Annotated in this window: 16 protein-coding genes; 12 read left to right on the top strand and 4 right to left on the bottom strand. The window is 70.4% G+C overall.

Annotation, left to right across the window (positions count from 1 at the left end; all coding sequences use genetic code 11):
- The first annotated feature begins 94 nt into the window (after positions 1-94).
- The 8 genes from IE660_RS02040 to IE660_RS02005 all read left to right on the top strand — a co-directional run bounded on the left by IE660_RS02040 (position 95) and on the right by IE660_RS02005 (position 8612).
- Positions 95-1078: a thiamine-phosphate kinase gene (locus tag IE660_RS02040; protein ID WP_203566637.1), complete on the top strand. Its 984-nt coding sequence runs from the start codon at positions 95-97 to the stop codon at positions 1076-1078.
- Between the two features lie 49 nt (positions 1079-1127).
- Positions 1128-3656, top strand: coding sequence for a DNA translocase FtsK (locus IE660_RS02035; RefSeq protein ID WP_203566636.1), 2529 nt, complete (start codon positions 1128-1130; stop codon positions 3654-3656).
- A 67-nt stretch (positions 3657-3723) separates the two neighbouring features.
- Positions 3724-5205: a DNA-3-methyladenine glycosylase 2 family protein gene (locus IE660_RS02030; RefSeq protein ID WP_203566635.1), complete on the top strand. Its 1482-nt coding sequence runs from the start codon at positions 3724-3726 to the stop codon at positions 5203-5205.
- On the top strand, positions 5202-5705 hold the full coding sequence (locus IE660_RS02025) for a methylated-DNA--[protein]-cysteine S-methyltransferase (protein ID WP_203566634.1): 504 nt from the start codon (positions 5202-5204) through the stop codon (positions 5703-5705). The genes IE660_RS02030 and IE660_RS02025 overlap by 4 nt, the downstream gene beginning before the upstream one ends.
- 8 nt (positions 5706-5713) lie before the next feature.
- The gene (rimO, locus tag IE660_RS02020) at positions 5714-7132 is read left to right on the top strand and encodes a 30S ribosomal protein S12 methylthiotransferase RimO (RefSeq protein ID WP_203566967.1); all 1419 of its coding nucleotides are present in this window, start codon (positions 5714-5716) and stop codon (positions 7130-7132) included.
- A complete protein-coding gene (gene pgsA / locus IE660_RS02015) occupies positions 7129-7737 on the top strand; it encodes a CDP-diacylglycerol--glycerol-3-phosphate 3-phosphatidyltransferase (protein ID WP_203566633.1) in 609 nt (202 codons plus the stop codon). The genes rimO and pgsA overlap by 4 nt, the downstream gene beginning before the upstream one ends.
- Positions 7734-8231, top strand: coding sequence for a CinA family protein (locus IE660_RS02010; protein ID WP_203566632.1), 498 nt, complete (start codon positions 7734-7736; stop codon positions 8229-8231). The genes pgsA and IE660_RS02010 overlap by 4 nt, the downstream gene beginning before the upstream one ends.
- Positions 8232-8333: 102 nt before the next feature.
- A complete protein-coding gene (locus IE660_RS02005) occupies positions 8334-8612 on the top strand; it encodes a helix-turn-helix domain-containing protein (protein WP_203566631.1) in 279 nt (92 codons plus the stop codon).
- A 66-nt stretch (positions 8613-8678) separates the two neighbouring features.
- Here IE660_RS02005 and IE660_RS02000 read toward each other — a convergent pair whose 3' ends face one another.
- Together IE660_RS02000 and IE660_RS01995 are read right to left on the bottom strand one after the other, a co-directional pair.
- On the bottom strand, positions 8679-9437 hold the full coding sequence (locus tag IE660_RS02000; protein ID WP_203566966.1) for a DeoR/GlpR family DNA-binding transcription regulator: 759 nt from the start codon (positions 9435-9437) through the stop codon (positions 8679-8681).
- A 128-nt stretch (positions 9438-9565) separates the two neighbouring features.
- Positions 9566-14026: a DEAD/DEAH box helicase gene (locus IE660_RS01995; RefSeq protein ID WP_203566630.1), complete on the bottom strand. Its 4461-nt coding sequence runs from the start codon at positions 14024-14026 to the stop codon at positions 9566-9568.
- Between the two features lie 67 nt (positions 14027-14093).
- Between IE660_RS01995 and IE660_RS01990 the strand changes: the two genes are divergently transcribed.
- From IE660_RS01990 to rny, 4 genes are all read left to right on the top strand, one after another.
- Positions 14094-14288, top strand: a complete 195-nt coding sequence (locus tag IE660_RS01990) for a DUF3046 domain-containing protein (RefSeq protein WP_203566629.1) — start codon at positions 14094-14096, stop codon at positions 14286-14288.
- 211 nt (positions 14289-14499) lie between these two features.
- Entirely contained in the window at positions 14500-15549 is a 1050-nt protein-coding gene (gene recA / locus IE660_RS01985; RefSeq protein ID WP_203566628.1) for a recombinase RecA, read from the top strand.
- A gap of 98 nt (positions 15550-15647) precedes the next feature.
- Entirely contained in the window at positions 15648-16109 is a 462-nt protein-coding gene (locus tag IE660_RS01980; RefSeq protein WP_203566627.1) for a regulatory protein RecX, read from the top strand.
- 56 nt (positions 16110-16165) lie between these two features.
- Entirely contained in the window at positions 16166-17689 is a 1524-nt protein-coding gene (rny, locus tag IE660_RS01975) for a ribonuclease Y (protein WP_203566626.1), read from the top strand.
- On the opposite strand, the gene IE660_RS01970 is transcribed toward rny, so the two are convergent.
- Together IE660_RS01970 and IE660_RS01965 are read right to left on the bottom strand one after the other, a co-directional pair.
- On the bottom strand, positions 17663-18430 hold the full coding sequence (locus IE660_RS01970) for an amino acid ABC transporter ATP-binding protein (RefSeq protein ID WP_328701799.1): 768 nt from the start codon (positions 18428-18430) through the stop codon (positions 17663-17665). The genes rny and IE660_RS01970 overlap by 27 nt on opposite strands.
- The gene (locus IE660_RS01965; RefSeq protein ID WP_203566625.1) at positions 18427-19344 is read right to left on the bottom strand and encodes an aldose 1-epimerase family protein; all 918 of its coding nucleotides are present in this window, start codon (positions 19342-19344) and stop codon (positions 18427-18429) included. Before IE660_RS01965 ends, IE660_RS01970 begins: the two co-directional genes overlap by 4 nt.
- Positions 19345-19386: the final 42 nt, after the last annotated feature.

Below are 19386 nucleotides of genomic sequence, written 5' to 3'. Positions count from 1 at the left end.
GCTCCTTCGCTGCGGCGTCATTGCGCGCCTGACGGGTTGGCGCCCACGGTAGCGTGAGTGCAGAGCCACTGACACCCTCGTTCCGGGAGATGACATGAGTCCTGCCACGCCGACGGACGGTGCCGAGACCTTCGCCGACGTGGGTGAGTTCGCACTGATCTCGCGGCTGGTGCGCGACCTGCCGGCCGCGCCCGCGGTCTCGGTCGGCCCCGGCGACGACGCAGCGGTCTTCCTGGTGAACGGCTCGGCGGTCACGAGCGTCGACCTGCTGGTCGAGGGCGTCCACTTTCGCAGTGACTGGTCGAGCGCCTCCGACATCGGGCGCAAGGCGGTCGCTGTCAACGTGGCCGACCTCGAGGCGATGGGTTGCGAGCCGCTGACCATGGTGATCGGCCTGGGCGCGCCTGCGAGCACCACCACCCAGTGGGCCCGCGAGTTCATGACCGGGGTGCGTGACGAGGCCGAACTGGCCGGGATCACCCTGGTCGGCGGCGACACCACAGCGGCCGACAAGCTGGTGGTCAGCGTGACCGCGATCGGCCAGACCGGCGAACTCGCGCCGGTGCTGCGCAGCGGAGCCCGACCCGGTGACGTCGTCGCCATCCGTGGTCGTCTGGGCTGGGCCGCCGCCGGGCTCACCGTGCTGGGACGAGGCTTCCGCTCACCGAGGGCTGCCGCCGATGCGCACCGCGTGCCGCTGGTGCCCTACGGTGCCGGACGACAGGCCGCGCTGGCCGGTGCCACCGCGATGGTCGACGTCTCCGACGGGCTGCTCGCCGACCTCGGCCACGTCGCCCGTGCCTCCGAGGTGCGGATCGACCTCGACCGGGCCAGGATCCCGGTGGACGAACCGTTGCGGGTGGTCGCCACCGCCATGGGCGGCAGTGACCCGCTGCGGTTCGCGTTGACCGGGGGAGAGGACCACGCCCTGGCCGCCACCTTCCCGCTCGGCCGGGTTCCGGAGGACTGGACCGTGGTCGGGCAGGTGCTCGAGGCCGACGAGGACGATCCGCCGGTCGTGCTGGTCGACGGTCAGCCCTGGCAGGACGAGGCCGCGGGCTGGCAGCACTTCGCCTGACGGCGCGCCACGCGTGGCGCCCGAATCGGGCTCGGCTACCCTGTGCACCATGGCGACCCGCGCGTCTTCCCCACCGCGGTCGTCGACCAAGGCCTCCCCGAGGTCGGCGTCGGCATCGCGGTCGTCCGGAAGCAACTCGAAGAACAGCACCCGCTCCCGCAGTGCGTCCCCACGGACGACGCAGGGGCGATCGGGTGCATCACGAGCAACCGGCAACCGCCGCGCGCCGGCCAAGCGCCAAGGACCCAATCCGATCACCCGCGCCCTGTCCGCCATGTGGCGCGGCACCGCCGGCCTGGTCGGCTCCGGTGCCCGCCGCGTGGGTCACACCGCGCTCGAAGTCGATCCGCCGCTGCGCCGCGACGGTGCCGGGCTCGCCCTGATCGCAGTGGCGATCATCGTCGCCGCCGAGTTCTGGTTCGGCATCCCCGGCATGGTCGGGCGCTGGCTGCACATCGGTGTCTCCACCATCTTCGGGGCGCTGTCGATCGCCCTTCCGCTGTTCGCCCTCGCCATGGCCTGGCGGACCCTGCGCCACCCCACCAAGAACGGACCGGCGGGCCGCCAGGTGGTGGGCTGGAGCGCCCTGCTGCTCGGCCTGCTCGGACTGATCAACCTGGCCAAGGGTTCACCCGGGCCTGACCAGGCCGAGGAACTGCGCATGGCAGGCGGCATGCTCGGCCACATCGCCTCGTCTCTGCCCAGTCAACTGCTGACGGTCTGGGTGACCGTGCCGCTGCTCATCCTGCTCATGCTGTTCGGGCTGATCGTGATCATCGGCATGCCGCTGTACGAGATGGTCGACCGGGCCGGCGAGTACCGCGAGAAGGTCGCCGAGCACCGGGCTGCCCGAGCCGCGAAGGTCAGCGAGATCGAGGTCGGCGTCGACCAGGCCTACGACACCCCCCTGATCGGTGACCCGGGCGACCCGCTCGAGCCTGAGCAGGACGAACTGCCTGCCGAGGTCTACGACCACGACGCGGTCGAGGCCTCGTCCGCTGGCAAGAAGGTCACCGCCGGCCTGCCCGCCGGCGTCGAGGTCGGCCAGCCGCTCGAGGCGCCGCAGCACACCCCGATCCCGCAGCGGGTCGAGCAACTGCAGTTGTCGGGTGACATCGCCTACACCCTGCCCGACTCGCAGGTGCTCAAGCCCGGCTCGACCCCCCGCGCGCGCACCCAAGCCTCGGACGCCATCGTCGGACGCCTGCAGGAGGTGCTGCGCCAGTTCGAGATCGACGCCACCGTCACCGGTTACACCCGTGGCCCGACGGTCACCCGCTACGAGGTCGAACTCGGCACCGCGGTCAAGGTCGAGAAGGTCACCGCCCTGGGCAAGAACATCGCCTACGCGGTGGCCTCGCCCGAGGTGCGGATCCTGTCGCCGATTCCCGGCAAGTCGGCCATCGGCATCGAGATCCCGAACGCCGACAAGGAGACCGTCTCGCTCGGCGACGTGCTGCGCAGCTCACGCGCCCGCAACGACCAGCACCCGATGACCGTCGGTCTGGGCAAGGACGTCGAGGGCGGCTACGTGGTAGCCAACATGGCCAAGATGCCGCACCTGCTGGTGGCCGGTGCCACCGGCTCGGGCAAGTCCAGCTTCATCAACTCGGTGATCACCTCGATCATGATGCGGGCCACTCCTGACGAGGTGCGGCTGATGCTGGTCGACCCCAAGCGCGTCGAACTCACTCAGTACGAGGGCATCCCGCACCTGGTCACGCCGATCATCACCAACCCCAAGAAGGCGGCCGACGCCCTGCAGTGGGTGGTGCGCGAGATGGACATGCGCTACGACGACCTGGCCGCGTTCAACTTCCGCCACGTCGACGACTTCAACAAGGCCGTCCGGGCCGGGCAGGTCAAGCCGCCGCCCGGGTCGGAGCGGGTGATGACTCCCTACCCGTACCTGTTGGTGGTCGTGGACGAGTTGGCCGACCTGATGATGGTCGCCCCGCGTGACGTCGAGGACTCGGTGGTGCGGATCACCCAGTTGGCCCGTGCTGCAGGCATCCACCTGGTGCTGGCCACCCAGCGTCCCTCGACCGACGTGGTCACCGGCCTGATCAAGGCCAACGTGCCGTCACGGCTGGCCTTCGCCACCTCGTCGATGACCGACTCGCGCGTGATCCTCGACCAGCCCGGTGCCGAGAAGCTGGTCGGCCAGGGCGACGGACTGTTCCTGCCGATGGGCGCGGGCAAGCCGATTCGCGTCCAGGGTGCCTGGGTGACCGAGCAGGAGGTGCGCTCGGTGGTCAAGCACGTCACCGCGCAGCTCACCCCGCAGTACCGCGAGGACGTCACCGCACCTGCCGCCGGCTCGCAGAAGGTCGCCGAGGACATCGGTGACGACCTCGAACTGGTGATCGACGCCGCCCGGTTGGTGGTCGAGTTGCAGTTGGGCTCGACCTCGATGCTGCAGCGCAAGCTCAGGGTCGGTTTCGCCAAGGCCGGACGACTGATGGACATCCTCGAGACCAGGGGAGTGGTCGGCCCGTCCGAGGGTTCCAAGCCGCGCGAGGTGCTGGTCAAGCCCGACGACCTGGACGAAGTGCTGGCCAACCTGGCCCAGGGCTGAGGGCCAGGTCACGGTCATGTCCGATTTCCGCCAGCGTCGGGAGCGGTGATCGTCCAGACTGGACGACGTGACCACCGCCCTGCCCGACCACGACAGTTGCTACCGCGCAGTGTCGGGGCGCGATCGCCGCTTCGACGGCTGGATCTACGTCGGCGTCACCTCGACCGGTATCTACTGTCGGCCCAGTTGCCCGGCAGTGACACCGAAGCCCCAGAACTGCCGGTTCTACGCCACCGCCGGTGCCGCGCAGGAGGCGGGCTTCCGGGCCTGCCGCCGTTGCCGTCCCGATGCCGTGCCGGGCTCACCGCTGTGGCGGGTCGGCGACGACGTGACCGCCCGCGCCATGCGGCTGATCGGCGACGGTGTGGTCGACCGTGAAGGGGTCGCCGGCTTGGCGCGACGGCTGGGCTACTCGTCGCGTCAACTGCACCGGCTGATGGTCGACCACGCCGGAGCGTCACCGCTGGCGCTGGCCAGGGCCCAACGTGCGCATGCGGCCAGGATCCTGCTCGAAGGCACCGGCCTGGCCATCACCGACGTGGCCTTCGCCGCTGGTTTCGGCAGCGTGCGGCAGTTCAATGAGACCATCCGCGAGGTCTTCGCCAGGACTCCCCGCCAGGTTCGCCAGTCCGCCCACCCGGTGGACCGCGCCAGCGCGGGCCAGGTCAGTGTTCGCCTGCCGACGCGTGCCCCGTTCGCCGTCGAGCCGCTGCTGGACCACTTCGCCCGTCGCACGGCAGGCGGAGTCGAGTCGTCCCACTGTGACGGGCTGGCCCGGAGCGTCCGGATGGAGCACGGCCCCGGCGTGGTCGTCGTCCGGCGCGACGGTGAGGGCCTGCGCGCCGACCTCGCCCTCACCGACTGGCGCGACCTCGCCCCACTGCTGGCCCGGCTGCGCCGCATGCTCGACCTCGACGCCGACAGCCGGGCGATCGACGCAGCTCTGGCTGCTGACCCCCGGCTCGCCCGCTCGGTGGCTGCTCGACCCGGGGTGCGACTGCCCGGTGCCCTGGATGCCGCCGACCAGGCAGTGCGCACGATCATCGGTCAGCAGATCTCGGTGACCCGGGCCAACCAGATCTGGCATGACCTGGCCGAGCGGCACGGTGAACCACTGCCGCCGGCGCTGGGCGAGGTGGCCGCCGCAGCGGGCCACCGGTTGACCCTGCTGCCTCCGTCGGCCTCAGCGCTGGCAGCCATCGACCCCGAGACCCTGCCGATGCCGCGGGCGAGGGGACGAGCCGTCGTCGGTCTCGCCGCGGCGATCGCGGCTGGAGAGATCGACCTCGGCGCCGGCGCCGACCGTGACGAGGCCCGAGCCAGACTCGAGGCCCTGCCCGGCATCGGCGGGTGGACCAGCGGCTACATCGCGATGCGGGCCCTCAACCACCCCGATGTCGACCTGACCCGCAGCGACCTGGTCGTACGACGATCGGCAGGCCTGCTGGGCATCAGCGATGCCGCACCCTTCGCGCCTTGGCGTTCGTACCTGTGTCAACACCTGTGGCTGCACGCCACCCCCGCACCCGAGGCCGAGGAGACCCGATGAAGTTCAGCACGCTCGACACCCCCGCCGGACCCTTCAGTTGGGTCACTGACGATGGCGCCGTGGCCGCGTCGGGGTGGACGACCGACCCGCACTACCTGTTCGACCTGGCTCGACTGGGGCGTCCCGAGCTGACCGGAGACGACCCCGACACTGCTGCGGCGGTGGCCGACTTCATCGCCGGTGACACGGCCGCGCTCGACCGGGTGAGGGTCCGTCAGCGGTCGGGGGAGTTCATCCAGCACGCCTGGGACGTGCTGCGCACCGTGCCTGCTGGACGCACCATCACCTACACCGAGTACGCCGCACTCGCGGGGCGTCCGGCGGCCGTCCGAGCCGCAGCCTCGGCCTGCGCCACCAACCGCTGCGCGCTGTTCGTCCCCTGCCACCGGGTGCTGCGCAGCGACGGAAGCCTGGGCGGGTTCCGCTACGGGCTGGACGCCAAGCGGGCGATGATCGACTTCGAGGCCACGCTGGGGGATGCGATACTTGCCCGACCATGACTGATCTGATGAACGTGCACCTGGTGACCCTGGGGTGCGCCCGCAACGAGGTCGACTCCGAGGAGTTGGCCGCACGGCTCGCCGACGGCGGCTTCCGCCTGGTCGACGACCCCGAGGATGCCGACGCCGTCATGGTCAACACCTGCGGCTTCATCGAGCAGGCCAAGAAGGACTCGGTCGACACCCTGATGGAGGCCGCCGACCTCAAGGACTCCGGACGGGCGAAGGCCGTCGTCGCCGTCGGCTGCATGGCCGAGCGCTACGGCAACGAACTGGCCCAGGCGATGCCGGAGGCCGACGCCGTCTTCGGCTTCGACGACTACGCCACCATCGCCGACAAACTCTCGGCCATCCTGCACGGCGGCCACCACGAGGCGCACGTGCCCCGCGACCGGCGCCAACTGCTGCCGATCACCCCGATCGACCGCGCCGCGGCAGCGACCGCGGTCTCGGTGCCCGGCCACCACACCGACCTGCCGGCAGGCCTGGCGCCGGCCAGCGGACCCCGCACCCTGCGTCGACGTCTCGGCAACGCCCCGCACGCTCCGTTGAAGATCGCCTCCGGCTGCGACCGCCGCTGCACCTTCTGCGCGATCCCGAGATTTCGTGGCTCCTACCTGTCCCGGCCGGCCGACGAGGTCGTCGAAGAGGCCCGCTGGCTGGTCGACCACGGGGTGAAGGAGGCCTTCCTGGTCAGCGAGAACTCCTCGTCCTACGGCAAGGACCTGGGCGACATGCGCGCGCTGGAGAAGCTGCTGGTCGACCTGAGCGCCATCGACGGTCTGGAGTGGATCCGGGTTTCGTACCTGCAGCCGGCCGAACTGCGTCCCAGCCTGGTCAAGGCGATGCTGGCCACCGAGAAGGTCGTGCCCTACTTCGACCTGTCGTTCCAGCACGCCTCGGCGCCGCTGCTGCGCCGGATGCGCCGCTTCGGGGACGCCGAGAGCTTCCTCAACATCGTCGACCAGATCCGCTACGCCGCACCCACCGCGGGCATCCGCTCGAACTTCATCGTCGGCTTCCCCGGCGAGACCGAGGACGACCTCGAGACGTTGCGCCAGTTCGTCCAGGCCGCCCGCCTCGACGTCGTGGGCATCTTCGGCTACTCCGACGAGGACGACACCGAGGCCAAGGGCCTCGACGGCCACCTCGACGAGGACGAGGTCGCAGCCCGCGCCGCCGAACTGTCCGACCTGACCGCTGAACTGTGCGCCCAGCGCGCCGAGGACCGGATCGGTGAGGTGGTCACCGTGCTGGTCGAGGGCCACGAGGACGGCGACCCGGTCGGCCGTGCTGCCCACCAGGGCCCCGACGTCGACGGCGTCACCACGCTGCTCGGCATGAGCGCCGAGGTCGGTGACTTCGTGGTCGCTGCCGTCACCCAGAACGACGGGGTCGACCTGATCGCCGAGGAGCTGGACCGATGAGACTGCCCGGCACCAACACCACCAGCGAGTGGAACCTGCCCAACTTCCTCACCGCGGTGCGGATGGTGGCGGTGCCGATCTTCGCCTGGATGCTGCTCGCCCATCCCCACGACATGGGGTGGCGGGTCGCCACGACGGTGGTGTTCATCCTCGCCAGTCTCACCGACATGGCCGACGGCAAGATCGCCCGCAAGTACGGGTTGGTCACCAACTTCGGCAAGCTCTGGGACCCGATCGCCGACAAGGCGCTCACCGGCATGGCCTTCGTCGCCTTGAGCATCCTCGGCGAACTGCAGTGGTGGGTGACCATCATCATCCTGGTGCGCGAGTGGGGCATCACCCTGCTGCGCTTCGCCATCCTCAAGTACGGGGTGATGGCCGCCAACCGTGGCGGCAAGGCCAAGACCCTGATGCAGTCGGTCGCGCTGGTGCTCTACCTGCTGTGGCTGCCGCACCTGCCGCCCGTGGTGCAGTGGGCCGGCTGGATCGCCATGGCGATCGCTTTCGCGCTGACCGTGCTCACCGGGCTGGACTACCTGCGTGAGGCCTGGAAGTTGCGGCGAGCCGCGCACCAGCGGTGTTCCGAGGGACGAGGAGACCGATGACCGACACCGTGGAGCGCCTGGTCGCCGAACTCAAGAGCCGCGAGATGACCGTGGCGACCTGCGAATCGCTGACCGCCGGACTGGTCGCGGCCAGGATCGCCGACGTGCCCGGGTCGTCGGCGGTGCTGCGTGGTGGTCTGATCACCTATGCCACCGACCTGAAGGCCTCCCTGGCCGGCGTGGACGAGCACTGGCTCGAGGAGCACGGTGTGGTCGACGAGACCACCGCCGTGGCGATGGCCAGCGGGGCTCGGCATCGTTGCGGCGCGAGCATCGGGCTGTCCTGCACCGGAGTGGCCGGCCCTGATCCCCAGGACGGCGTGGAACCGGGCACCGTGTGGGTCGCCATGGTGATGCCCCGACAAGGGCTCGACGACGCCGTGTACACCCGGCGGCTCAGGCTCGGCGGAGACCGGGCCCAGGTGCGCCGGCAGACGGTCGATGCCCTTCTGACGTGGCTGTTGGACACCCTTGCCCCGGTCGGGGACGACTGATCAGGGTCGAGTCAGGGTCGCCGGTGGGGAATGCGGATGCACCCCGGTGACGTTGAGGTGGTGTGAGTCCGCACCAGCGGACCCCATGAAAGGCGGTACCCAGTGAAGCAACTGCTCGTGCGAGAACTCATCGGCGAGACCCTGCGAGAGCTTCGATTCGGTCAGGGCCGTACCCTGCGTGACGTCTCGCTGTCGGCGCGGGTGAGCCTGGGCTACCTGTCCGAGGTCGAGCGTGGTCAGAAGGAGGCCTCCAGCGAGCTGCTGGCCGCCATCTGCCAGGCGCTGGACGTGCCGCTGTCGCAGGTGCTCGGCCAGGTGAGTGACAAGCTCAGCGTGGCCGAGGCCGCCCAGGCCCGCCCCCAGGTGGTGGTCGCGGCCTGAGGCCGGCCCCCAGACCCACACGTGGCCCCGGAACCCTCGAGGTTCCGGGGCCACGTCATGTCTGGCTCACTGGTGGTCGACGTGGACGACCTGCACCTCCACACCGGAGCGACGGATCCTGGCCAGGGCGGCAGGATCAGCGGTCGAGTCGGTGATCAACAGGTCGATGTCGGTGAGGTCGGCCAGCTTGGCCAGGGTCACTCGTCCGATCTTGGTGCCGTCGGCGACACAGATCACCCGCTGCGCCCGCTCGATCATGGTGTGGTTGGTGCCGGCCTCGACGTGGTCGTGGGTGGTCAGGCCGCCCTCGAGGCTGACCCCGTCGGAGCCGACGATCGCGGTGCCGACGTTGAACTGCTTGAACGTGCTCTCGGTGAGCGAGCCGACCAGTTCGAGGGAGTTGGCCCGCAGGATGCCGCCGGCGATCAGTACCCTGAGCTGGCCGCAGGCCGCGGCCTCGATCGCCAGCGAGACCGAGTTGGTGATGATGGTCAGGTCGTGACGCTCGCCCATCGCCCGCAGCACCTCGGTGGTGGTGGTGCCCCCGGTCAGCGCCACGGCATGGCGTCCGTGGGGGAGTTGGTCGACCGCCGCCTGGGCGATCGCCTGCTTGGCCCGGCGGTTGCGGCCGTCACGAAGCTTGACCGGCAGCTCGTCACCGTGGTTGGTGCGCCGGGCACCACCGTGGGTGCGCACCAGCAGCCCCTGCTCGGCGAGCACGGCCACGTCACGACGGATCGTGGCGGTGGAGGCTCCCAGCTCGACCGCGAGCTCACTGAGGACGACCTCGCCATGCTCAGCCACCGCAGCCAGCAGGGCCACCATCCGCTCGGAGCGCTTCCCCGAGGGGTTGTCCAGGTCGTCCCGCGTGCTCTGCGCCATCGATCCTCCATTGTCGGTTCGCTCATCCGAGCCTACGACCGTGAGCGAATGAGCAGCAAACGCGCAGACGGTCAGTGCCGCAGCCGGTAGCCCTGAGGGGTGATCCGGAAGCCAGCGGCCGTCAGCAATTCACCCCAGGAACGGTCGGTGAGCACCTCGACGCCATTCACCCGGGCAACGGTGACCGAGCGCAGCCGGCCGTCGCGGACGGTGTCCGCGACCAGCGCCAGTGCCCTGGCCCACTGCTCCGGGTCGCCGTCGGCGAAGGTCACCAGCGTGCGCGCCCCGCGCTCCAGGTAGGCCACGCAGGCGCCGTCCTCGATCACCACGAGCGCACCGGCCCGCCTGGTCGGACGGTGTCCCTCAGACGTGGGCCAGGGCAGCGCGGCACCGAACGGGTTGGCTGGGTCACACGCAGCCAGCAGTCGTGCACGGGGGTGCCCCTCGACGTCGGCGGGGACCTCGCGCAGCCGATCGACCGCCCCGGGCAGGGCGAACTGGGCGGCGCCGAGCCCCTCGACGAACCAGCCGCGGCGGATCGCCCCGGTGCCCTCCATCGCACTGAGCACCGCATACGCCTCGGAGAACGAGCCGAACAGGGGATCGGAGGTCACCGCCCCACGGGTGACCACGCCGTGGCGCCCCAGCAGCATGCTCGCGGCCACCACGCCGGCGCGTTCGTCCCGGTCAGGGGCGGGCACCAGCGACCAGCGCCCCGACGGGCCGGCCAAGCGTGGCACCCGCAGTTGGGCGAGCAGGCTGCGTCGTCCCGACCGCGGGGTGGGTGGACGCCGGACCGCCCCAGCCTGGCTGAGCTCGCGCAGCGGGGCCCAGGTGTTCGGACTCACCCGGCCCGCCCAGAACAGCTCCCACAGCGCGTCGGTGTCGGCCGGCGTCACCGGGTGGTCGCACAGTTCGGCCAGCGTCCAGGCCCCACCAGAGGAGAGCCGGTCGAGCAGTTCCCCGGCTCGCTCGCCCAAGGGCTCGTCGGAGGGGCGGGCCAGCACGAACCCCCGGGGCCACAGCTGCACCCAACCGTCGGACGACCCGATCGGGGCGGGCCCGGGGACCACGACGTCGCCCTGGCCCAGGGCCTCGTCGAGCAGGGTGTCGAGTCGTCCGCGTACCCGCGGTCCGAGGATGAACCCGTCGAGCATCGAGGCCGGCACCGGGTGCCCGGCCAGTTGCTCGACCGCGGCGAGCAGGGCATCCATGCCGTGGCCTGGCTCGTCCAGCTCGTGCCACTGGGCCAGGAACCTGGCCAGCTGGCGGGGTTCGACCGCTTCGACGCTTCGGCGCAGCAGCGCCAGGGTGCGGTTGCGCACCATCCGCAGCACGCTGGGGTGCCACCAGCGCTGGTCGAGTCGGGTGAGCCCCTCGATGGGCTGCAGTCGGCGCAGTGACTGGCTGACGACCTCGGTGGCCACCCCGAGCCGTTGGGCGAGGACTTCGTCGTCGACTGCCACGTGGGTGCGCAGCCACCGCAGCACCAGCCGGTCGAGGGCATCCTGTGGGTCGACCGGGTCGACGGTGACGTGGCCCGGGGGCACCGGGACACCCAGGGCGTCGCGCAGCAGGCCCAGGTCGTCGCCGGTGACCAGAACCTGGCTGCCCGCGAGCCCGACCCGGGCGAGCCGGCGCGCCGCGAGCAGGTTGTCGACCCAACCCGGCTCGGCGCCGACGGCAGCAGCCTCGGCCTCGGTGAGTGGACCGGTGGTGCGCACCACGTCCCAGAACGCCTCCGCCGACGTGGGGTGGGTGCTCTCGCTGCGCCGGGCGAGGTCGTCGGCCACCTGGGCGACCGCCTGCTCGTCCAGCAGTTCCGATGACGACTCCCTGCCCAGCAGTTCGGCCAACAGGTGCTGGTTGAGGCTGAAGGCGGCCAGTCGGCGCTCGGCCAGCGGCTGGTCGCCGTCATAGAGGAACTCCCCGACCTGGCTGAACAGCAGGCCGCGGGCGAACGGTGAGGGTTCGACGGTCTCGACCTCGACCAGCCGCACGCGGCGGGCCTGCAGGTCGCGCAGGGTGCCCAGCAGCCCGGGCAGGTCGAACACGTCCTCGAGGCACTCGCGCAGCGTCTCGAGCACGATCGGGAAGTCAGGGTGCTGTGCGGCGACCTGCAACCGCTGGGCCGAGCGCAGCCGCTGCCTCCACAGCGGGGTGCGACGGGTGGGGTCGAGCCGCGGCAGCAACAGCGCGCGCGCCGCGCACTCGCGGAACCGGGCCGCGAACAGCGCCGACCCCTGCACCTGGTCGGTGACCACCTGTTCGACCACATCGAGGTCGATGTCGAGCAGGTCGGCCCCAGGCGGGGCGTCCTCGACGTCGGGGAGCCTGACCAGGATGCCGTCGTTGGTGGCCATCGCCCGGGCCTGGATGCCGTAGCGCTGCTGGGCCTGGTGCTCGATCACCAGGGCCCAGGGCTGCAGCACCGGCTGGCCCAGGGGTGAGTGGATGCAGACCTGCCAGTCGCCCAGTTCGTCGCGGAACCGCTCGACGACGAGGTGGCGCGAGCCGGGCACCGTGCCGGTCGCGCGCTGCTGCTCGTCGAGGTGGGCGAGCAGGTTGTCGCGCGCCCACGGGTCGAGGCCGTGCCCGGCCAGCTTGTCGTCGCGGGCGGACTCGTCGGCGGCCATCAGCTCGTCGGTGAAGTCGCCGATCGCCCGCCCCAGCTCGACTGGGCGAGCCATCGCGTCGCCGTGCCAGAACGGCAGCCGGCCGGGCTGCCCGGGCGCCGGGGTCACCAGCACCTGATGGGGCGTGATCTCGTGGATCCGCCAACTGCTGGTGCCCAGGGTGAACACGTCGCCCACCCGTGACTCGTGCACCATCTCCTCGTCCAGTTCGCCCACGCGACGCCCGGGGCTGCCAGGTTCGCCCACCAGGAAGACCCCGAACAGGCCGCGGTCAGGGATCGTCCCCCCGCTGGTGGTCACCAGACGTCGCGCACCCGGTCGTGCCTGCAGTTCGTCGGTGGCGCGGTCCCAGGTCAGACGGGGACGAAGGTCGGCCCAGTCCTCGCTGGGGTAGCGGCCGGTGAGCATGTCGAGGCAGGCGTCGAAGACGGCTCGTCCCAGCTCGCGGAAGGGATCGCTGCGGCGCACCAGGCGATAGGCCTCCGCCGAAGTGAGCGGCCGGTCGATGGTCATCGAGACCAACTGCTGGGCCAGCACGTCGAGCGGGTTGGAGAGCCTGGGCACCTGTTCGATGCCGCCGGTGACCATCCGCGAGACCACCACCGCGGCCTCGACGATGTCACCGCGGTGGGTGGGCAGCACCACGCCGCGGGAGACCGCGCCCACTTGGTGGCCCGCCCGGCCGACCCGCTGCAGGCCCGAGGCCACCGAGGGCGGCGACGAGACCTGGATCACCTGGTCGACCGCGCCCATGTCGATGCCGAGTTCCAGCGACGAGGTGGCCACCACGCACGGCAGCCGGCCCGACTTCAGGTCGTCCTCGATCTGGGCGCGCCGCTCCTTGCTCACCGAGCCGTGGTGGGCGCGGGCGAGCGTGACCGAGGAGTCAGGGTCACGTCCGGTGCTCGACCCGGACTGGGCCATCACCTGGGCTGGGGCGGCGCCGACGGTGACCGGGTCTTCCCCTTGGCGCACCGCCCAGACCTCGTTGAGTTGGGAGGTCAGCCGCTCGGCAACCCGGCGGGAGTTGACGAAGCACAGCGTGCTGCGGTGACCGGCGACCAGGTCGACGATCCGCTCGGTGACGTGGGGCCAGATCGACTGGTTGGGGGGCGCCTCGCCGGTGACCGGATCGGGGGCCAGTGCCAGTTCGGTCATGTCGGGCAGGGGTGACTGGATCGACAGGTCCCACTGCTTGGGTGAGCCCGGTGCCACCACTTCGACCGGGCGGTCACCGGCCAGGAAGGCGGCGACCCGTTCGGGGGGTCGCACGGTGGCTGACAACCCGATGCGCTGTGCCCCCGGGCCTTCGCGCAGCGCGTCGAGGCGCTCCAGACTCACCGCCAGGTGTGCACCGCGCTTGGTGCCGGCCAGGGCGTGCACCTCGTCCACGATCACGGTCTCGACCCCGGCCAGGATGCGGGCCGACTGGCTGGACAGGATCAGGAACAGCGACTCCGGTGTGGTGATCAGGATGTCGGGCGGACGAGTGAGTTGCCGGCGACGTTCGGCTGCGGGGGTGTCGCCGGTGCGCACCCCGACACTGATCGGGCGATTGGGCAGACCGAGGCGGCCGGCCGCCAGTTCGACGCCACGCAGGGGAGCGGTGAGGTTGCGCTCGACGTCGACAGCCAAGGCCTTCAGCGGTGAGACATAGAGCACCGAGACCGTGCGAGCGCCGTCCTTGGCCGTGGTGGTCGGTTCACGACGGCTGAGCGTGTCGATGCACTGCAGGAAGGCCGCGAGCGTCTTGCCCGACCCGGTGGGGGCGATCAGCAGGCTGTGGTGACCCGACCTGATCGCCTGCCAGGCGGACACCTGGGCGGGGGTGGGAGCGTCGAAGGCGTCGTCGAACCAGGCCCTGGTGGCCGGCCCGAAACCCTCCATGACGTCCATGGCTGCCATCGTGGCACGACGGTGTGACAGTGCGCGTCGGGGTTGGGCTGCGGGGTAGGGTGTGCGGGTGCGTGAGACCGAGCTGTGGGCCAGGCTGAAGCAGCACCTCGGCTCCGGCTACGCCGGGGTGTGGGCCGAGCAGGTGGGCCTGGCCGGGCTGCAGGGACGCACCGTGGTCGAGGCGCTGGCCGATGGCGTCGACTGCAAGACGATCTGGCGCGCGGTGTGGGTGTCACTGGAACTTCCCGACCGCGAGCGCTGAGCACAGCGTCGCTCGGCTTGAAATCGTCGCGACGCGTCGGCGTGTTGCTGGCATTCGAACGTCTGTTCGGTAGAGTCGTCGGCGAAGAGGTTGTTCACAGTCGCGTCGCCGCTCGCAGCGTCATCCACAGGGTGAAGGCGGCTTGACCGAATTGTCGGTGCCGATTCCTACAGTGCAGGTGACGGCATCGAAGACACGGAAAGGTACCCCGATGGCAGTGGCAGACCGGCAGAAGGCGCTCGAGGCAGCGCTCGCCCAGATCGAGAAGCAGCACGGCAAGGGATCGGTGATGCGCCTGGGTGAGGAGACCCGGCAGCCGATCGCCTTCATCCCCACCGGCTCGGTGGCCCTCGACGTCGCGCTCGGCATCGGCGGACTGCCGCGCGGTCGCGTGGTCGAGATCTACGGCCCGGAGTCCTCGGGCAAGACGACGGTGGCGCTGCACGCCATCGCCAACGCGCAGCGCGAGGGCGGCATCTGTGCCTTCATCGACGCCGAGCACGCCCTCGACCCCGAGTACGCCGCGAAGCTGGGCGTCGACACCGACGCGCTGCTGGTGAGCCAGCCCGACAACGGCGAGCAGGCGCTCGAGATCGCCGACATGCTGATTCGTTCAGGCGCCCTGGCCCTGATCGTCATCGACTCGGTGGCCGCGCTCACCCCGCGTGCCGAGATCGAGGGCGAGATGGGCGACTCCCACGTGGGCCTGCAGGCCCGGCTGATGAGCCAGGCCCTGCGCAAGATGACCGGCGCACTCAGCCAGGCCGGCACCACCGCGATCTTCATCAACCAGCTGCGCGAGAAGATCGGCGTGATGTTCGGCTCGCCCGAGACCACCACCGGTGGGCGCGCGCTGAAGTTCTACTCCTCGGTGCGCCTCGACGTTCGGCGCATCGAGACCCTCAAGGACGGCACCGAGTCGGTCGGCAACCGCACCCGGGTGAAGGTGGTCAAGAACAAGGTGGCCCCGCCCTTCAAGCAGGCCGAGTTCGACATCCTCTACGGGCAGGGAATCTCGCGCGAGGGCTCGCTGATCGACCTCGGCGTCGACGCCGGCATCATCCGCAAGGCCGGTGCCTGGTTCACCTACGAGGCCGACCAGCTGGGTCAGGGCAAGGAGAACGCTCGCTCGTTCCTGCGCAACAACCCCGAGGTGGCAGCCGAGATCGAGGGCCGGATCCGCAAGGCTCTGGGTCTGGATCGCAGCAAGGACGATGTGCCCGAGGGCGTCGATCCTGACACCGGCGAGGTGGCGTTCTGAGCTGGAACCGAGGCCGTCGCAGCTCTGGTCGGGGTCGAGAGGAGCCTGACCAGAGCAGCAGCGACATCGCCGGCGACCAGCCCGCCGACCCTGTCGCGGTGGCTCGAGAGATCGCGCTGCGCAAGCTCACCCAGCGTGCCCACAGCCGTGCCGAGTTGGCGCAGGCGATGCAGGCACGCCACGTGCCACAGGAGGCCATTGACGAGGTGCTCGACCGCTTCACCGAGGTGAACCTGGTCGACGACGCGGCCTTCGCTGCCGAGTGGGCACGCAGTCGTCACGAGTACAAGCGCTCGTCCAAGCGGGTGATCACCGAGGAACTGCGCCACAAGGGGATCGACCAGGAGCTGATCGTCGAGGCGGTCAGCGGTATCGACAGGGACTCCGAACTCGCGGCTGCTCGTGAGATCGCCGCCAAGAAGGCGAGGAGCCTCTCCGGGCTCGACCCCGCAGTGGCGCAGCGTCGGCTGGCTGGTGCGCTGGCCCGGCGTGGCTACGGGCCTTCGGTGGTGCAGCAGGTGGTGCGTGAGGCGACCACGGGGTCGGACGAGCACTGGTGACCGGTACGCTGGCCCATGCCGCGGAGCACCGCAGCTGAGGACTCGAGGAGGATCGCATGGGCTGGGCCGAAGCACTGGTGCTCGTGCTTCTGGCTGCCGTGTTGGTGCTGCTCACCCTGGTCTGGCGCACTGTGGCGCAACGACGCGTTGAGGCCGTCGCCACCGAGCCCCCGCGGGCTCCTGTCGAGGCCGGGCCCGATCCGCTCGATGAGCAGCGGCTGCTCCTGCAGCAGCAGGACCGCGAAGTCCACGAACGGCGACGCGAGATCGACGCCCAGCGCCGTGAACTCGACCAGCAGCAGCTCGAGATCGAGCAGCAACGGCTTGTACTCGACCAGGAGCGTCTGGAACTCGATCAGCGTCGTCGTGACGCCGAGGCCGAGACCGAGCGACTGCTCGCGGCACAGCAGGAGGTGCTCGCCCAGCAGGAGTCGGCCTCGTCGGAGTTGGAGCGCATCGCCGGCCTCGACGCCGCCACTGCCAGGACCGAGGTGCTCGCTCGGGTCGAGCACGAGGCTCGACTCGAGGCTGCAGCCCTGACCCGCGACATCGAGCGCGAGGCCCGCGACACCGCCCAGCAGCGAGCCCGCAAGGTGGTGGTGACCGCGATCCAGCGGCTGGCCTCGGAACAGACCACCGAGACCACGGTCAGTTCCGTCGACCTTCCCAGCGACGAGATGAAGGGCCGGATCATCGGTCGCGAGGGTCGCAACATCCGTGCCTTCGAACAGGTCACCGGAGTCAACCTGATGATCGACGACACCCCCGGACTGGTGCTGTTGTCGGCCTTCGACCCGGTCCGCCGCGCAGTGGCCAGACTCACCCTCGAGGAGTTGGTCGCCGACGGCCGGATCCACCCGCAACGCATCGAGGAAGTGCACGCTCGCAGCGAGCGGGCGATCGCTGACCACTGCCTCGAGGCGGCCGAGGACGCCCTGCTCGAGGTGGGGATCTCTGACCTGCACCCCGAGCTCAAGCCCGTGCTGGGAGCCCTGCGCTACCGCACCAGCTACGGTCAGAACGTGCTGGCCCATCTGGTCGAGTGCGCGCACCTGGCGGCGCTGATGGCCACCGAGTTGGGTCTGGACCCCACCCTGGCCAAGCGAGGCGCCTTCCTGCACGACATCGGCAAGGCGCTCACCCACCAGTCCGAGGGATCACACGCCCTGGTCGGCGCCGACCTGGCCAGGCGCCACGGCGAGCACCCCGATGTCGTCCACGCCATCGAGGCCCACCACAACGAGGTCGAACCCACCACCGTCGAGGCCCTGCTCACCCAGGCCGCCGATGCCATCTCGGGATCGCGGCCGGCTGCCCGGCGCGAGTCGCTCGAGGCCTACGTGCAGCGCCTGGAGCAGTTGGAGCAGATCGGGCTGCGCCACGAGGGCGTCGACCGGGTGTTCGCGATGCAGGCAGGCCGCGAGGTGCGGGTGATGGTGCTGCCCGAGGTGGTCGACGACGCTGGAGCCGACGCGCTGGCCCGAGAGATCGCCCGCGAGATCAGCGACGAGCTGACCTTCCCCGGCCAGATCAGGGTGACCGTGGTGCGGGAGTCACGCGCCACCCAAGTCGCCCATTGAGGCCTTCTCGACGAAGGCGCGCGCACGGTCACTGGCCGCTGCTGAGAAGAAGGTGGTCGGGTCGGTGTCGTCGACCACGCGACCACGATCGAGGAACAACACCCTGCTGGCCGCCCGCCGGGCGAATCCCAACTCGTGGGTGACCACGATCATGGTCATGCCCTGGGCGGCCAGGCCTTCCATCACCTCGAGCACCTCGGCCACCATCTCGGGGTCAAGGGCTGAGGTCGGCTCGTCCATCAGCAGCAGCTCGGGCTCCATCGCCAGGGCCCGGGCGATCGCGACTCGCTGCTGCTGTCCGCCCGACAGCTCACGGGGCAGCCGGCCGGCCTGGTCGGCCAGCCCCACGCGGGCGAGCACCTCGCGGGCTCGGCGCTCGGCATCCTCCGTGCCCAGCTTGCGCACCTTGACCAGGCCCAAGGTGAGGTTGTCGAGGGCAGTGCGGCCACTGAACAGGTTCCAGGACTGGAACACCATCCCGACCCGCGAGCGCAGCTCGGCCAGACCCCGGGTGTCGCGGGGCAGCGGCTGTCCGTCGACCAGCAGTTCCCCCGAATCGACCGTCTCCAGTCCGTTGACCAGCCGGCACAGCGTCGACTTGCCCGACCCGGACGGGCCGAGCACCGCGACCACCTCACCTCGCCTGACCGTGGTGGTCACGTGGTCGAGCACCACCACCTCGCCGAAGCTCTTGCAGACGGCGCGGAACTCGACCAGCGAGTCGCCCACGATCGCGTTCACCCAGCCTCGATGCCCCAGCGAAGCGTGTGCTCCTCGCCCGACTCCAGTCGGATGACATCGGCGTGGGTCGGGCCCTCGTTGAACGCGTCCGGTCCGCAAGTCATCGGCTCGACGGCCAGGCTCGCCCGGTCGTCGGGGGTGTAGACCTGCAGCCACGTGCACGGCTGCTCGCTCCACAGGCCGACCCGGTCATCGCCGTGGCTCGCCCTCACCATCCAGCGACCCTGCTGGTCGGTTCGCACGCCTCTGAACGCGGTGTCGAGCGTCGTCCCACCGAAGGTGCGAGCGGTGGTGAAGTCACCAGGCGCACCGGCAACCGGTGACACCTCGATCGGCAGCAGTCGCTCGTCCACCACCAGGAACTCGTCGAAGGGGATCTCGACGGTCCACTCGTCCAGCGGTGCGTCGAGCTTCAGGTAGGGGTGGGCGGCGTAACCGTAGGGGACCGGCGTGGAGCCGGTGTTGCGCACCGTCACCTGCACCTGCAGCCCGTGTTCGTCGACGCGGTGGGTGATGGTGGCCTCGATCACCCCGGGCCAACCGGGTTCGGCCAAGACCACGATGCGCTGGGTGACCGAGTCCTGCTCGTGGCTGACCAGCTGCCAGGGACGCCAGTTCACCAGTCCGTGGATCGCGTTGTTGCGCTCGGGCTCCGAGATCGCCAACTGCAGGCCCTGACCGTCGAAGGTGTAGCGCCCGTCCCTGATCCGGTTCGGCCAGGGCAACAGGTGCTGGCCCTGGCAGCCGACGGGGGAGTCGCCCTCCCCGAAGCCCAGGGCGACCTCTCGTCCGCCACGGGTGAGGCTGCGCAGGGTGGCCCCCTGCTCGGTCACCACGGCTCGCCAGTCGCCGTGGACGATCTCGTACTGTTCGCCCGTGGGCGCACAGGGGGACTGCGGGGTCTGCTCGCTCATGGCCTCCAACCTAGTCCTCGAACCCGGCAGGGAGCCGAGATT

This window comes from Aestuariimicrobium ganziense (assembly GCF_015352975.1).
Taxonomy (GTDB): domain Bacteria; phylum Actinomycetota; class Actinomycetes; order Propionibacteriales; family Propionibacteriaceae; genus Aestuariimicrobium; species Aestuariimicrobium ganziense.
The sequence above is the reverse complement of the archived record's forward strand: the minus strand, read 5'-3'. Positions and strand labels throughout refer to the sequence as shown.